Raw genomic sequence first — 15,641 nt, forward strand, 5'->3', positions numbered from 1 at the left:
CGTGCTGGCCGATCTCACGGCCGGAGCGGTAGAGGACGCCGAACGGCGCGCCGAAGCACGGCCGCTGGCCGCCGTCGAGCGCGACGCGCTCGCGCAGACCCCGGCGCGGGATGCGCTGGCCATGCTCGCCCCCGCCGACCGCGTGAAGATCATCGCCGAGGTCAAGCGGGCGAGCCCCTCCCGCGGCGATCTCGCGGCGATCCCCGACCCGGCACGTCAGGCACGCCTGTACGAAGAGGGCGGCGCCTCGGCGATCTCGGTCCTCACCGAGGGCCGGAAGTTCAAGGGCAGCCTCGCCGACCTCGAGGCGGTCCGCGCCGCGGTGTCGGTTCCGGTCCTGCGCAAGGACTTCCTCGCGACTCCGTACCAGGTGCTCGAAGCCCGCGCGTCGGGCGCCGATCTGGTCCTGCTGATCGTCGCGGCGCTCGATCAGAAGACGCTCACCGAGCTCTACGGTCTCGCCACCGACCTCGGGATGGCGGCGCTCGTCGAGACGCACTCCGCCGACGAGCTGGAGCGGGCGAGCGAGCTGGGCGCGAAGCTCATCGGCGTCAACGCCCGCAACCTCTCGACCTTCGAGCTCGACCGCGACCTCTTCGGCTCGCTCGCCGAGCGCTTCCCGGCGGATGCCGTGAAGATCGCCGAATCCGCTGTCCTCGCCCCCGCCGACGTCGCCCACTATCGCGCCGCCGGCGCCGACGTCGTCCTCGTCGGCGAGGCGCTCGTGACCGGCGATCCCGTCGCGACCCTCCGCGCGTTCCTCCAGGAGACTGCATGACCACCGTCAGCCTGCGCGACCAGAAGGGGCCGTTCTTCGGCGACTTCGGCGGCCGCTACATGCCCGAATCCCTCATCGCCGCGATCGACGAGCTCACCGGGGTGTGGGAAGCCGCGATGGCCGATCCCGAATTCCTCGCGGAACTGAAAGCCCTGCTGCACGACTACGCCGGGCGCCCGTCGGTGCTCACCGAGGTGCCCCGTTTCGCCGCGCACGCCGGGGGTGCCCGGGTGTTCCTCAAGCGTGAAGACTTGAACCACACGGGCTCGCACAAGATCAACAACGTGCTCGGCCAGGCGCTCCTCACCCAGCGTCTGGGCAAGACCCGCGTGATCGCGGAGACCGGTGCCGGACAGCACGGGGTCGCCACCGCGACCGCCGCGGCCCTCTTCGGCCTGGACTGCGTCATCTACATGGGCGAGGTCGACACCGAGCGTCAGGCCCTCAACGTCGCGCGCATGCGCCTCCTCGGCGCCGAGGTCGTTCCGGTCACCACCGGTTCCCGCACCCTGAAGGACGCCATCAACGAGGCGTACCGCGACTGGGTGTCCACCGTCGAGACGACCAATTACATCTTCGGCACCGCCGCGGGCCCGCACCCGTTCCCGGCGATGGTGCGCGACTTCCAGAAGATCATCGGCGAAGAGACCCGCGCGGAGTTCCTCGAACGCCTCGGACGCCTCCCCGACGCCGTGTTCGCGTGCGTGGGCGGGGGATCGAACGCGATCGGCATGTTCGACGCGTTCCTCGACGACGAGGGCGTCGCCCTGTACGGCGTCGAGGCGGCCGGCGACGGCGTCGACACCCCGAAGCACGCCGCATCGATCGAGCGCGGCCGCCCCGGCGTGCTGCACGGCGCGCGCACCTACGTGCTGCAGGACGAGGACGGCCAGACCACCGAGTCCCACTCGATCTCCGCGGGCCTCGATTATCCGGGCGTCGGACCCGAGCACGCGTGGCTCGCCGACATCGGCCGAGCGCAGTACATCCCGGCGACCGACGACGAGGCGATGCAGGCCCTGCGCCTGCTCTCGCGCACCGAGGGGATCATCCCCGCGATCGAGTCCGCCCACGCCCTGGCCGGCGCACTCCGCATCGGCAAGGAGCTCGGGCCGGATGCCATCATCGCGGTGAACCTCTCGGGTCGCGGCGACAAGGACATGGACACCGCCGCCCGCTACTTCGACCTGTACGACGCCGAGCACGCCCCGCCGCCCGAGGGCCGCCCCGCGCAGACCGCGGGCGCCGAGGCCGTGGCATCCGCCGCCGGTTCGCCGGTCGAGGTCACACCGGCTCCGGACGCCGCGAGCGGTGCGGGGGTCGAACTGTGACCTCGCGCGTCTCCGCGGCGATCGACGCCGCCCACGCGGCCGGACGCGGTGCCCTCGTCGGGTACCTGCCCGCGGGTTTCCCCGACGTCGCCACGAGCATCGAAGCGGCCGTCGCACTGGCGGAGTCCGGTGTCGACGTCATCGAGCTCGGTCCGCCCTACAGCGACCCCGTGATGGACGGCCTCGTCATCCAGGAGGCCACGCAGACGGCGCTCGCCAACGGCTTCCGCATGCGCGACCTCTTCACGATCATCCGCGAGATCACCGCGCGCACCGCGGTGCCGGTGCTCGTGATGACGTACTGGAACCTCGTCGAGCAGTACGGGGTCGAACGCTACGCCGACGACCTGCTCACCGCGGGCGGCGCCGGTCTGATCACGCCCGACATCACGCCGGACGCCGCGTCGGCGTGGATCGCCGTGAGCGAGCGCACCGGCCTCGACCGGGTGTTCCTCGCCGCGCCGACCTCGACGGACGAGCGCCTCGACATGATCGTGAAGGCCTCGACGGGCTTCGTGTACACGGTGTCGACGATGGGCATCACGGGGGAGCGGGCGCAGCTGGATGCCGCGGCCCGCGGCCTCGTGGAGCGTCTCCGCGCCCACGGAGCCGCGCACGCGTGCGTCGGCATCGGCATCTCCAACGCGGAGCAGGTGGCCGGGGTCATCGAGTACGCGGACGGCGCGATCGTCGGCACGGCCCTCGTGAAGGCCCTCCGCGACGGCGGGGTCGACGCCCTGCGCGAGCTCGCCCGAGAGCTGTCGGACGGCACGACGCGGCGCGCTTAGACTCGTCTTCATGACGTTCGCCCTCTCGAGCGCCGCCTCCGGCGTGCTCGCCAGCATCCCGAGCCCCTCGATCTCGTACATCGATCTCGGACCCCTGCGCATCCACTTCTATGCCCTGTGCATCGTCGCGGGCATCATCGTGGCGGTGTTCCTCACGAACGCGCGCCTGACGCGTCGCGGGGCCGAGAAGTGGGTCGTCATCGACATCTGCCTGCTGGCGGTGCCCATCGCGATCGTCTTCGCGCGGATCTATCACGTGGTCACGCACCTGGGCTTCTACTTCGGCCCGGGATCCAACCCGTGGAACCCGTTCCAGCCCGGCTCCGTGTGGGCCATCTGGGAGGGCGGCATCGCCATCTACGGCGCGCTGATCGGCGGCGCGCTGGGCGCCTGGCTCGGCTGCAAGTGGACCGGCATCCGCTTCTGGACCTTCGCCGACGCGCTCGCCCCGGGCCTCATCATCGCGCAGGCCATGGGCCGTTTCGGCAACTGGTTCAACCAGGAGCTCTTCGGCCAGCCGACCGACCTCCCGTGGGGCCTCGAGATCGCCTCGCCGAACTCGGCGATCCCCGTCGGACTGCCAGCCGGCACTCTTTTCCAGCCGACTTTCGCCTACGAGGTCATCTGGAACCTGCTCGGCGCCGCGGTCATCCTGTGGGTCGGGAAGCGGTTCACCCTGCAGTGGGGCAAGCAGTTCGCCGTGTACCTCGTCTGGTACAGCGCGGGCCGGATCGTCTGGGAATCCATCCGTATCGACCCCAGCGACATCATCCTGGGCCTGCGCACCAACGTCTGGGCGGCGATCTTCGGCGTGGTCCTCGGCATCGTGATCTTCATCGTGCAGACGCGCCGTCACCACGGTCTGGAGCCCTCGCCGTACCAGCCGGGGCGCGAGGGCAAGGCTCCCGGGGCTGTAGACTCGACCGACCCCACTGACTTCGTCGACGTGAGCGAGCCGCCCGCGACGAACGACACCGTCGGCACCAGCGCCACAAGCAGCCCCGCCACGAAGTAACTCCCTGGGCCGACGTCGTCCCATTCGCAGCATCAACGTGAGGACGGTTGGTATGGCTTCGAGCTCCCGTTCCGGCGCCGTCGGCGGCGCTTTCCCCGCCCGGCAGGGCATGTACGACCCGGCATTCGAGAAGGACGCCTGTGGTCTCGCCATGGTGGCGACGCTCCGTGGCGAGCCCGGGCACGACATCATCGACCTGGCGCTGACGGCGCTCCGCAACCTCGAGCACCGTGGGGCCATCGGGTCGGATGCCGGCACCGGCGACGGCGCGGGCATCCTGACGCAGATGCCCGACGCGTTCCTGCGTGCGGTGGTCGACTTCGACCTGCCCCCCGTGGGGGAGTACGCCGCGGGTCTGGTCTTCCTGCCCCTCGGTCACGAGGAGCGGGCGGCGCAGAAGGCCGGCATCGAGAAGCTCGCCGCCGCCGAGAACCTGACGGTCCTCGGATGGCGCGAGGTTCCGACCGAGCCCGAGAACCTCGGCAAGCTCGCGTTCGAAGCCCGCCCGGCATTCGAGCAGCTGTTCGTCTCGCACCCCGCGGTGGGCGACCAGGCCACGCTGTCGGGCATCGCGCTGGATCGCCGCGTGTACCGCCTGCGCAAGCGCGCCCGTCACGAGCTCGACGCCTATTTCGTGTCGCTGTCCAGCCGCACCCTCGGGTACAAGGGCATGGTCACCACGCTGCAGCTCGAGCCGTTCTACCCCGATCTGCAGGACGAGCGCTTCGCCTCCGAGCTCGCCGTCGTGCACTCGCGGTACTCCACGAACACGTTCCCGTCCTGGCCGCTCGCGCAGCCGTTGCGCATGCTCGCGCACAACGGTGAGATCAACACGGTCAAGGGCAACCGCAACTGGATGCGCGCGCGTCAGTCGCAGCTCGAATCCGAGCTGATCGGCGACGTGCGCCCCCTGCTGCCCATCTGCACGGAGGGCGCGAGCGACTCGGCATCCTTCGACGAGGTGCTCGAGCTCCTGACCCTCACCGGTCGCAGCCTCCCGCACGCGATCATGATGATGGTGCCCGAGGCGTACGAGAAGCAGGCGACGATCGACCCCGATCTCCGCGCCTTCTACGACTACCACTCGATGCAGATGGAACCGTGGGACGGCCCGGCCGCTCTGATCTTCACGGACGGCACGCTCGTGGGTGCGACCCTCGACCGCAACGGTCTGCGTCCGGGGCGCTGGACCGAGACCACCGACGGCCTCGTCGTCATCGGCTCCGAGACCGGCGTGCTCGACTTCGCGCCCGAGCGCATCAAGCGGCGTGGCCGTCTGCAGCCCGGCCGCATGTTCCTCGTCGACACGGCCGAGCGCCGCATCGTCGAGGACGAGGAGATCAAGGCGAGCCTCGCCGCCCTCGAGCCGTGGCAGGAGTGGGTCGACGCCGGCCGCGTCAAGCTCAGCGAGCTGCCCGAGCGCGAGCACATCGTGCACCCCATCGCCTCGATCACCCGTCGCCAGCGCACGTTCGGCTACACCGAAGAGGAAGTGCGGCTGCTGCTCACGCCGATGGGCCAGAACGGCACCGAGCCGCTCGGCGCGATGGGCAGCGACGCTCCCGTCGCCGTGCTCAGCGACCGCCCGCGCCTGCTGTTCGACTACTTCACGCAGCAGTTCGCGCAGGTCACCAACCCGCCGCTGGACTCGATCCGCGAAGAGGTCGTCACGTCGCTGTCGCTCGGCCTCGGCCCCGAGCGCAACCTGCTCGACTGGGGTCCGGAGCACACGCGCACCGTCACGCTCGACTTCCCCGTGATCGACAACGACGAGCTCGCCAAGATCCAGCACATCGACACCGCCCTGCCCGGGCGGTCCTCGGTCACGGTGCGTGGTCTCTACCGGGTCGAAGCCGGTCACAAGGGGCTGCAGAAGCGTCTGACGCAGATGTGCAACGAGGTCGACCAGGCGATCGAGGACGGCGCCGAGTTCATCGTGCTCAGCGACCGCGACTCCAACAAGGACCTCGCTCCCATCCCGTCGCTGCTGATGCTCGCCGCCGTGCACCACCACCTCATCCGCAAAGAGACGCGGATGAAGGTCGGACTCGTCGTCGAGGCGGGCGACGTGCGCGAGGTGCACCACATCGCGACCCTCATCGGGTACGGCGCGTCCGCGGTCAATCCCTACCTCGCCATGGAGACCGTCGAATACCTCGTGCGGGCCGGCTTCATCACCGGCGTGACGCCCGAGAAGGCCGTCAAGAACCTGATCTACGCGCTCGGCAAGGGCGTGCTGAAGATCATGTCGAAGATGGGCATCTCGACCGTGTCGTCGTACGCGGGCGCCCAGGTGTTCGAGGCGGTCGGACTCTCGCGCGAGTTCGTCGACGCCTACTTCACCGGCACCGAGACCAAGCTCGGCGGCGTGGGGCTCGACGTCATCGCGGCAGAGAACGCCGCGCGGCACGAGTACGCCTACCCCGAGGACGCCGCGGCCCGCGCGCACGAGCGTCTGTGGACCGGTGGCGAGTACCAGTGGCGTCGCGACGGTGCCCCGCACCTGTTCAACCCCGACACGGTGTTCCGTCTGCAGCACGCCACGCGCGAGCGCCGGTACGACATCTTCCGCGAGTACACGAAGCTCATCGACGACCAGGCCCACGAGCTGAAGACGCTGCGCGGCCTGTTCTCGTTGCGCACCGGTCAGCGGCCGCCCGTTCCCATCGACGAGGTCGAGTCGGTGTCGGCGATCGTGAAGCGCTTCTCCACGGGGGCGATGAGCTACGGCTCCATCTCCCAGGAGGCGCACGAGACCCTCGCGATCGCCATGAACCGCATCGGCGGGAAGTCGAACACGGGCGAAGGCGGAGAAGACGTCGACCGCCTGCTCGACCCCGAGCGCCGCAGCGCCATCAAGCAGGTGGCCTCCGGTCGATTCGGCGTGACGAGCCTGTACCTCACCGAGGCGGACGACATCCAGATCAAGCTCGCGCAGGGCGCCAAGCCCGGCGAGGGCGGTCAGCTGCCGCCGACGAAGGTGTACCCGTGGGTCGCGCGCACCCGTCACGCGACGGCGGGCGTCGGGCTGATCTCGCCGCCGCCGCACCACGACATCTACTCGATCGAAGACCTCAAGCAGTTGATCTTCGACCTCAAGCGCGCGAACCCGTCGGCCCGCATCCACACCAAGCTCGTCAGCCAGTCGGGCATCGGCGCGGTCGCCGCGGGTGTGGCGAAGGCACTGAGCGACGTCATCCTCGTCTCCGGGCAGGACGGCGGGACCGGTGCGAGCCCGATGAACTCGCTCAAGCACGCGGGAACGCCGTGGGAGCTGGGCCTCGCGGAGACGCAGCAGACGCTCATGCTCAACGGCATGCGCGACCGCGTCGTGGTGCAGGTGGACGGTCAGATGAAGACCGGTCGCGACGTCATCATCGGCGCGCTCCTGGGCGCCGAGGAGTTCGGCTTCGCCACCGCTCCGTTGGTCGTCTCCGGCTGCATCATGATGCGCGTCTGCCACCTCGACACCTGCCCCGTGGGCGTCGCGACGCAGAACCCCGTCCTGCGTCAGCGATTCACCGGAAAGGCCGAGTACGTCGTGAACTTCATGGAGTTCATCGCACAGGAGGTGCGCGAGTACCTCGCCGCCCTCGGCTACCGCTCGATCGACGAGATCATCGGCCGCACCGAGCTCCTCGACGTCAACGGTGCCGTGGAGCACTGGAAGGCGCGGGGTCTCGATCTCGCCCCCATCCTGGAGGGGCCGCACTTCGCCGAGGACGAGCCGCGTCGTCACGGCCGGGCGCAGAACCACGAGCTCGAGGAGCACTTCGACGTCCAGCTCCTGGAGCGTGCGCAGGACGTGGTGGCTCACGGCGGTCAGATCACGATCGACCTGCCCGTGCGCAACACCGCGCGCGCCGTGGGGACGATGCTCGGCCACCACGTCACGAAGGCGCACGGCGAGCACGGTCTGCCCGACGGGTCGATCGACGTGCACCTCACGGGCTCGGCGGGACAGTCCTTCGGCGCGTTCATGCCCTCGGGCATCACGCTGCGCCTCGAGGGCGACTCGAACGACTACGTCGGAAAGGGCCTCTCCGGAGGGAAGATCGTCGTCCGTCCGCCGCGCGGCTCGACGTTCGCGGCATCCGAGAACGTCATCGCCGGCAACGTCATCGGCTATGGCGCGACACAGGGGCAGATGTTCCTCAACGGTGTCGTGGGGGAGCGGTTCCTCGTCCGCAACTCCGGCGCGACCGCGGTCGTGGAAGGTGTGGGCGACCACGCGCTCGAGTACATGACCGGTGGTCTCGCCGTCATCCTCGGGGCGACCGGCCGCAACCTCGGTGCCGGCATGTCCGGCGGACAGGCGTACGTCTACAAGCTCGACACCGACCTGGTGAACCGTGAGGCCGTCGCATCCGGTGAGCTCGAACTCGGCCCCCTCGGTTCGGGGGATGCCGAGATCCTGCGCGACCTGCTCGAGAAGCACGTCGCGGAGACCGATTCCACGCTGGCCCGTCGTCTGCTGGACGACTTCGAGGCCGAGGTGGAGAACTTCGTCCGGGTGCTGCCGCGCGACTACGCCGCTGTGCTGCAGACCCGCCAGGAGGCTGTCACCGAGGGGCTCGACCCCGACGGCGACGTCGTCTGGAAGCGCATTCTGGAGGTGACGGGTGGCTGACCCGAAGGGCTTTCTCAAGGTCACGGAGCGCGAGCTTCCGAAGCGTCGGCCGGTGCCGGTGCGCATCATGGACTGGAAAGAGGTGTACGAGCCGGGGGATTCGGCCGTCATCAAGCGCCAGGCCGGCCGGTGCATGGACTGCGGCATCCCGTTCTGCCATCAGGGCTGCCCGCTCGGGAACCTGATCCCCGAGTGGAACGACCTCACCTGGCGCGGCGAGGGCCGCTCCGCGATCGAGCGTCTGCACGCGACGAACAACTTCCCGGAGTTCACCGGACGGCTGTGCCCCGCGCCGTGCGAGAGCTCGTGCGTGCTGGGCATCAACCAGCCCGCGGTCACGATCAAGCAGGTCGAGGTCTCCATCATCGATGAGGCGTTCGGTAACGGCTGGGTCGAGCCCGAGCCGCCGGAGCGTCTCACCGGGAAGACCGTGGCCGTCGTCGGTTCCGGTCCCGCCGGTCTCGCCGCCGCCCAGCAGCTCACGCGGGCGGGCCACACGGTCGCCGTCTACGAGCGCGACGACCGCATCGGCGGCCTGCTGCGCTACGGCATCCCGGACTTCAAGATGGAGAAGCGGCACCTCGAGCTGCGGCTGCGGCAGATGCAGGCCGAGGGCACCCGCTTCCGCGCGGGCGTGGAGATCGGCACCGACATCTCGTGGAGCGACCTGCGCGCCCGCTACGACGCCGTCGTGGTGGCCACCGGGTCGACGGTTCCGCGCGACCTCCCGATCCCGGGCCGCGACCTCGACGGCGTGCACTTCGCGATGGAGTACCTCGTCGAGGGCAACAAGGCCGTCGCGGGCGACCAGGTGCCGCAGCAGATCACCGCGCACGGCAAGCACGTCGTGGTCATCGGCGGTGGCGACACCGGCGCGGACTGCATCGGGACCGCGCACCGCCAGGGAGCGCTCAGCGTCACCAACCTGGCGATCGGGAAGCAGCCGCCGTCGGAGCGCCCGGCCGAGCAGCCGTGGCCGATGATGCCGAACCTGTTCGAGATGGCCTCTGCGCACGAAGAGGGCGGGGAGCGCACGTTCCTCGCCTCGACGGTGGAGTTCCTCGGCAACGAGGCGGGCGAGGTGCGGGCCCTGCGCGTGGCCGAGACGGAGTACGTCGACGGTCGACGCGTGCCCAAGAGCGGCACCGAGCGCGAGATCCCCGCCGACCTCGTGCTCATCGCGATGGGCTTCACGGGCCCCGAGCGCGAGTACCTCGAGCAGCAGCTCGGCGCGCAGTTCACGCAGCGCGGCAACGTCGAGCGCGACGCCACGTACGCCACGACCGCTCCGGGGGTCTTCGTCGCCGGTGACGCCGGGCGCGGACAGTCGCTCATCGTGTGGGCGATCGCCGAGGGCCGCGCCGCGGCCGCCGAGGTCGACACGTTCCTCATGGGCGAGACGGTGCTTCCGGCACCCGTCAAGCCCACCGATGTCGCCATCGGCCTCCTGCCCGCCTAAGCTGGCAAGGGCCGATCGGCCACTTCCCGAATATCCTCACGGAGCTTGAAAACGGATGAGACGCGCCAAGATCGTCGCAACCCTCGGCCCCGCCACGTCGTCGTATGAGATGGTTCGCGCCATCATCGACGCCGGGGTGGACGTCGCCCGACTGAACCTGAGCCACGGAGACTACTCCGTGCACGACGCCAACTTCGCCAACGTGCGCAAGGCGGCAGAGGACGCCGGCCGCCCGGTCGCGGCCCTCGTCGACCTCCAGGGTCCGAAGATCCGCCTCGGCAAGTTCGAGAACGGTCCGCACGACCTCGCCCCCGGCGACATCTTCAAGATCACGATCGAGGACATCCTCGGCACGAAGGAGATCGTCGGTACGACGTTCAAGGGTCTGCCCCACGACGTCAAGCCCGGCGACTTCCTCCTCATCGACGACGGCAAGGTCCGCGTCGAGGTCGTCGAGACCGACGGCACCGTCGTGACCACCAAGGTCATCGTCGGCGGCCCGGTGTCCAACAACAAGGGCATCAACCTCCCCGGTGTCGCCGTCAACGTCCCCGCGCTGAGCGACAAGGACGAGGCCGACCTCCGCTGGGGCCTGCGTGCCGGCGCCGACCTGATCGCGCTGTCCTTCGTGCGGGATGCCAAGGACATCGAGCGCGTGCACGAGATCATGGGCGAAGAGGGTCGGTACATCCCGGTCATCGCCAAGATCGAGAAGCCGCAGGCGGTCGACAACCTCGAAGAGATCATCGACGCGTTCGACGGCATCATGGTCGCCCGCGGCGACCTCGGCGTCGAGCTGCCGCTCGAAGCCGTGCCGATCGTGCAGAAGCGCGCCGTGGAGCTGTCGCGCCGCATGGCCAAGCCGGTCATCGTCGCCACCCAGATGCTCGAGTCGATGATCGAGAACCCGGTCCCCACGCGGGCCGAGACCAGCGACGTCGCCAACGCGGTGCTCGACGGTGCCGACGCGGTCATGCTCTCCGGCGAGACCAGCGTGGGCAAGTTCCCCGTGGTCGTCGTCGAGACGATGGCCCGTATCGTGCAGTCGACCGAGGAGCACGGCCTGGAGCGCATCGCGCCGCTCACCAACAAGCCGCGCACCCAGGGCGGGGCCATCACCCTCGCCGCCGTCGAGGTGGCCGACTTCGTCGAGGCGAAGTACCTCTGCGTCTTCACCGAGTCGGGAGACTCGGCGCGCCGCATGTCGCGTCTGCGCTCCACGATCCCCATGATCGCGTTCACGCCCGAGCCCGGCATCCGCCGCCGCCTGGCGCTGACGTGGGGCGTGCGCTCGACCCTGGTCGAGCACGTGTCGCACACTGACAAGATGTTCCTCCAGGTGGACGACTACCTCCTGTCGAACGACCTCGCGAAGGTCGGCGACAAGGTCGTCGTCATCTCCGGTTCGCCTCCCGGAATCGTCGGTTCGACCAACGACCTGCGCGTGCACCGCGTGGGCGACGCCGTGCACGGCGCGGCTCCGGTCTACCGAGAGAACTGATCCAGGGCGACGCGCGCCGGTTCGCCGGCGCGCGTCGTCGTTCCCGCCCGGTAGGTTGGGGACGCACACACCGGCCGGTGTGGCGGAATGGCAGACGCGGGGCACTCAAAATGCTCTGTCCGCAAGGGCGTGTGGGTTCGAGTCCCACCACCGGCACGATGGATGAATCGGCTCCCGCACGGGGTCGAGTCGGTATCCTTTTCCCCCGCGGTGCTTCACGGTGCCGCACTCCGAGATCACCGTTCGCGTGATCCTCGCAGCCACAGTCTTAGGATGGAACCGTGACAGATCACGAAGCCGCGCCGGTGAGCGCGCCCACCGCCCCCCGCCGTGTCGTCGTGGCGGAAGACGAGTCGCTCATCCGTCTCGACATCGTCGAGATCCTGCGCGACAACGGCTTCGACGTCGTCGGCGAGGCCGGTGACGGTGAGACCGCCGTCCAGCTGGCCACGGAACTGCGCCCGGACCTCGTCATCATGGACGTCAAGATGCCGCAGCTCGACGGCATCAGCGCCGCCGAGAAGCTGAGCAAGAACCACATCGCCCCGGTCGTCCTCCTGACGGCGTTCAGCCAGAAGGAGCTGGTCGAGCGCGCCAGCGAGGCCGGCGCGCTGGCCTACGTCGTGAAGCCCTTCACCCCGAACGACCTGCTGCCCGCGATCGAGATCGCGCTGGCCCGCTACGAGCAGATCATCACCCTCGAGGCCGAGGTCGCCGACATGGTCGAGCGTTTCGAGACGCGCAAGCTCGTCGACCGCGCGAAGGGACTCCTCAACGAGAAGATGGGGCTGAGCGAGCCCGAGGCCTTCCGTTGGATTCAGAAGGCCTCGATGGACCGCCGCCTCACGATGCAGGACGTGGCGAAGGCCATCATCGAGCAGCTGGCCCCCAAGAAGGCCTGAGCGCCGGACTCTTCATGAATGGATGCCACTCCGGTGGCATCCATTCGTCGTTTCACGCATCGCGAGCGGGCGCGTCCTTGATCATGTTCGTGATCCGGATCGTCGAGCAGCGGCGACCCTGCTCGTCCGACACCGCGATCTCGTGCACGGTGAGCGAACGACCGAGGTGGATGGGCGTGCACACGCCCGTCACGCGGCCCGAGGTGGCCGAGCGCGTGTGGGTGGCGTTGATGTCGATGCCCACCGCGAGACGTCCCGCGCCGGCGTAGAGGTTCGCGGCCATCGAGCCGAGGGATTCGCCCAGGACGACGTAAGCACCGCCGTGGAGCAGCCCGACCGGTTGCGTGTTGCCCTCGACGGGCATGGTGGCGACGCTCCGCTCGACCGAGAACTCGACCCACTCGATGCCCATCTTCTCGGCGAGGGCGCCCATTCCGCGCTCCTTCGCCCAGTCGAGTCCGGATGTGGTGTCGGGTGTCGTGGAGGTCATCGTCGCCTTTGAGGAGCCGGGGCCGGGGGAGTGTCCGAGGTTCTCGTTACGCTGGACGAGTGACGGATGCCGAAAAGCCTACTCTCCTCGTCGTCGACGGCCATTCGCTGGCGTACCGGGCGTTCTACGCGCTGCCGGTCGACAACTTCTCCACGAAGGACGGCCAGCACACCAACGGCATCTACGGGTTCCTCTCGATGTTCGTGAACCTGGTGAAGGCCGAGCAGCCGACCCATCTGGCGGTGGCGTTCGACACGTCGCGCCAGTCCTTCCGTACCCGCGAATACAACGAGTACAAGGCCAACCGCAGCGAGTCTCCGGCGGAGTTCAAGGGGCAGATCCCGCTGCTGCAGGACTGCCTCCGAGCGATGAACGTCGAGGTGCTGGCGAAAGAGGACTTCGAGGCCGATGACATCCTGGCGACCCTCGCCACCGAGGCCTCCGACGCCGGATTCTCGGTGCTCGTCTGTTCCGGCGACCGCGACACGATCCAGCTCGTGAACGACGACATCACCCTGCTGTACCCGAACGTGCAGGGCGTGTCGCAGCTCAAGCGCTACGACACCGACGCGGTCATCGAGAAGTACGGCCTGCCGCCGGCGCAGTACCCCGAGATCGCCGCCCTCGTCGGCGAGACGAGCGACAACCTCCCGGGCGTCCCCAAGGTCGGCGAGAAGACCGCGGTGAAGTGGCTCACCCAGTGGGGCTCGCTCGAAGCCCTGCTCGAGAACGCCGACAAGATCACCGGCGTCGCGGGCAACAACCTGCGCGAGCACCTCGACGACGTGAAGCGCAACCGCGCGCTGAACCGCCTGCTCCGCGACGTCGAGCTGGAGAAGTCGCCCGCCGACCTCGTGGTGCAGCCGATCGACACCCAAGCGGTGCGCGACATCTTCGCGCGCCTCGAGTTCCGCACGCTGCTGCCGCGCGTGTTCGATGCGTTCGGCGCCGACCCTGCGTCCGCCGAGCCGACGCTGCCCACCGCGAAAGCACCCACGGCCGCGGTCCTCGGGGCCGACGCGATCGCCGCCTGGGCGGCCGAAGCCACGGGCACCGTCGGCGTGACGGTCGATCTGTTCGGGAAGGCACCGACCCGGATCGGCCTCGCGACCGACACCGCCGCGGCTGAGGCCGAGTGGACGGGCGCGGTGCGCGACGCCCTCGCCGGGTGGTTGGCCTCCGACGCCCCGAAGGCGTTCGCCGCGGCCAAGCCGCAGCTCAAGGCGCTCGCGCGCGAGGGGATCGACGTCGGCGGGATCGTCGACGACGTCATCCTCGCCGGCTGGCTCGTGCGCCCGAGCTTCCCTGACAAGACACTCGCCGACCTCGTCGACCGGTACCTCGGCGAGAAGCTTCCCGAGGCCGACCCGACGCAGCTCGTGCCCGAGACGGAGGGGGCCACCCCGGGCCAGCTGTCCTGGTACGTGCGTCGCGTGTCCGACGCGCAGCGCGGCGACCTGCCCGACAGTGTCGCGGGGGTCCTCGACGACATCGAGCTGCCGACGCTCAGCGCCCTGGCCGACATGGAGCTCGCGGGCGTCGCGGTGTCGCACGAGAAGCTCGCGGGCTTCTCCGGCGAGTTGGCCGCGCGCGCCGACGAGCTCGCGCAGCAGGCGTACGCCTCGATCGGACACGAGGTCAACCTCGGGTCACCGAAGCAGCTGCAGGAGGTGCTGTTCGACGAGCTGCAGCTGCCGAAGACCCGCAAGACAAAGAGCGGGTACACCACGGATGCCGCGGCCCTGGCCGACCTGCAGGAGAACGCGCATCACCCGTTCCTCGATCTGCTGCTGCGTCACCGCGAGGCCACGAAGCTGAAGCAGATCATCGACGCCCTCGACGCGGCCATCGGACCCGACGGTCGCGTCCACACGACCTACGTGCAGACCGGCAGCCAGACCGGACGTCTGTCCAGCACCGACCCGAACCTGCAGAACATCCCGATCCGCACGGAGGAGAGCCGCCGCATCCGCGCCGCTTTCCAGGTGGGCGAGGGCTACGAGACCCTGCTGACGGCCGACTACTCGCAGATCGAGATGCGCATCATGGCGCACCTGTCGGGCGATCCCGGCCTCATCGAGGCGTTCAACTCGGGGGAGGACCTGCACCGCTTCGTCGGGTCCCGCGTGTTCGGCGTCGAGCCGTCCGAGGTCACCCCGGCCATGCGCACGAAGGTCAAGGCGATGTCGTACGGCCTCGTGTACGGGCTGTCCGCGTTCGGGCTGTCGAAGCAGCTGCGCATCGAGCAGTCCGAGGCGAAACAGCTCATGCTGGAGTACTTCGCCCGCTTCGGGGCGGTGCGCGACTACCTGCGCGGTTCGGTCGAACAGGCCCGTCAAGACGGCTATACCGAGACGATCTTCGGACGCCGCCGTCCGTTCCCCGATCTCACGAGCATGAATCGGGTGCTGCGCGAGAACGCCGAGCGCGCGGCGCTGAACGCCCCCATTCAGGGCAGCGCCGCCGACATCATGAAGATCGCGCTCTTCCGCATCCGCGACGAGCTGGCATCCTCCGGCCTCCGTTCGCGGGTTCTCCTGCAGATCCACGACGAACTCGTGGTCGAGGTCGCCCCGGGGGAGTGGGAGGCGGTCGAGGGCGTCGTGCGCGCCCGCATGGCCGACGCGGCCGACCTGTCGGTGCCGCTCGACGTGCAGATCGGCCGCGGCGGGGACTGGGACGAAGCGGGTCACTGACCCGCGCCCCGGGACGGCGTTCGGCCGTCCCGGGTGGTCAGCTCCCCGCGC

10 protein-coding genes and 1 tRNA gene are annotated in these 15,641 nt (G+C 69.3%); 10 read left to right on the forward strand and 1 reads right to left on the reverse strand.

All coding sequences use genetic code 11. The features are described from left to right. Position 1: 1 nt before the first annotated feature. The 9 genes from trpC to BW982_RS02640 all read left to right on the forward strand — a co-directional run bounded on the left by trpC (position 2) and on the right by BW982_RS02640 (position 12,404). Positions 2-778 carry an indole-3-glycerol phosphate synthase TrpC gene (trpC, locus tag BW982_RS02600; RefSeq protein WP_076490523.1) on the forward strand — a complete coding sequence of 259 codons (777 nt, stop codon included), beginning with the start codon at positions 2-4 and terminating at the stop codon, positions 776-778. After that, positions 775-2,109, forward strand: a complete 1,335-nt coding sequence (trpB, locus tag BW982_RS02605; protein ID WP_076490524.1) for a tryptophan synthase subunit beta — start codon at positions 775-777, stop codon at positions 2,107-2,109. Before trpC ends, trpB begins: the two co-directional genes overlap by 4 nt. Next, entirely contained in the window at positions 2,106-2,897 is a 792-nt protein-coding gene (trpA, locus tag BW982_RS02610; RefSeq protein WP_076490525.1) for a tryptophan synthase subunit alpha, read from the forward strand. Before trpB ends, trpA begins: the two co-directional genes overlap by 4 nt. A 10-nt stretch (positions 2,898-2,907) precedes the next feature. Next, the gene (lgt, locus tag BW982_RS02615; protein ID WP_076490526.1) at positions 2,908-3,912 is read left to right on the forward strand and encodes a prolipoprotein diacylglyceryl transferase; all 1,005 of its coding nucleotides are present in this window, start codon (positions 2,908-2,910) and stop codon (positions 3,910-3,912) included. 52 nt (positions 3,913-3,964) lie between these two features. Beyond that, positions 3,965-8,542 carry a glutamate synthase large subunit gene (gene gltB, locus BW982_RS02620; protein ID WP_076490527.1) on the forward strand — a complete coding sequence of 1,526 codons (4,578 nt, stop codon included), beginning with the start codon at positions 3,965-3,967 and terminating at the stop codon, positions 8,540-8,542. Continuing rightward, positions 8,535-10,001, forward strand: a complete 1,467-nt coding sequence (locus tag BW982_RS02625; protein ID WP_076490528.1) for a glutamate synthase subunit beta — start codon at positions 8,535-8,537, stop codon at positions 9,999-10,001. The genes gltB and BW982_RS02625 overlap by 8 nt, the downstream gene beginning before the upstream one ends. Positions 10,002-10,056: 55 nt before the next feature. Further along, positions 10,057-11,502 carry a pyruvate kinase gene (gene pyk, locus BW982_RS02630; protein ID WP_076490529.1) on the forward strand — a complete coding sequence of 482 codons (1,446 nt, stop codon included), beginning with the start codon at positions 10,057-10,059 and terminating at the stop codon, positions 11,500-11,502. 73 nt (positions 11,503-11,575) lie between these two features. Further along, positions 11,576-11,658 (forward strand) — tRNA-Leu (locus BW982_RS02635). A 125-nt stretch (positions 11,659-11,783) separates the two neighbouring features. Beyond that, a complete protein-coding gene (locus BW982_RS02640; protein WP_076490530.1) occupies positions 11,784-12,404 on the forward strand; it encodes an ANTAR domain-containing response regulator in 621 nt (206 codons plus the stop codon). Between the two features lie 52 nt (positions 12,405-12,456). Here BW982_RS02640 and BW982_RS02645 read toward each other — a convergent pair whose 3' ends face one another. Next, positions 12,457-12,894 (reverse strand): hotdog fold thioesterase, encoded by a 438-nt coding sequence (locus BW982_RS02645; protein WP_076490531.1) that lies wholly within the window; start codon positions 12,892-12,894, stop codon positions 12,457-12,459. A 59-nt stretch (positions 12,895-12,953) separates the two neighbouring features. Between BW982_RS02645 and polA the strand changes: the two genes are divergently transcribed. Continuing rightward, entirely contained in the window at positions 12,954-15,590 is a 2,637-nt protein-coding gene (polA, locus tag BW982_RS02650; RefSeq protein WP_076490532.1) for a DNA polymerase I, read from the forward strand. Positions 15,591-15,641 lie beyond the last annotated feature (51 nt).

Origin of the sequence: Microbacterium sp. RURRCA19A (assembly GCF_900156455.1) — a bacterium.
Lineage (GTDB): Bacteria > Actinomycetota > Actinomycetes > Actinomycetales > Microbacteriaceae > Microbacterium.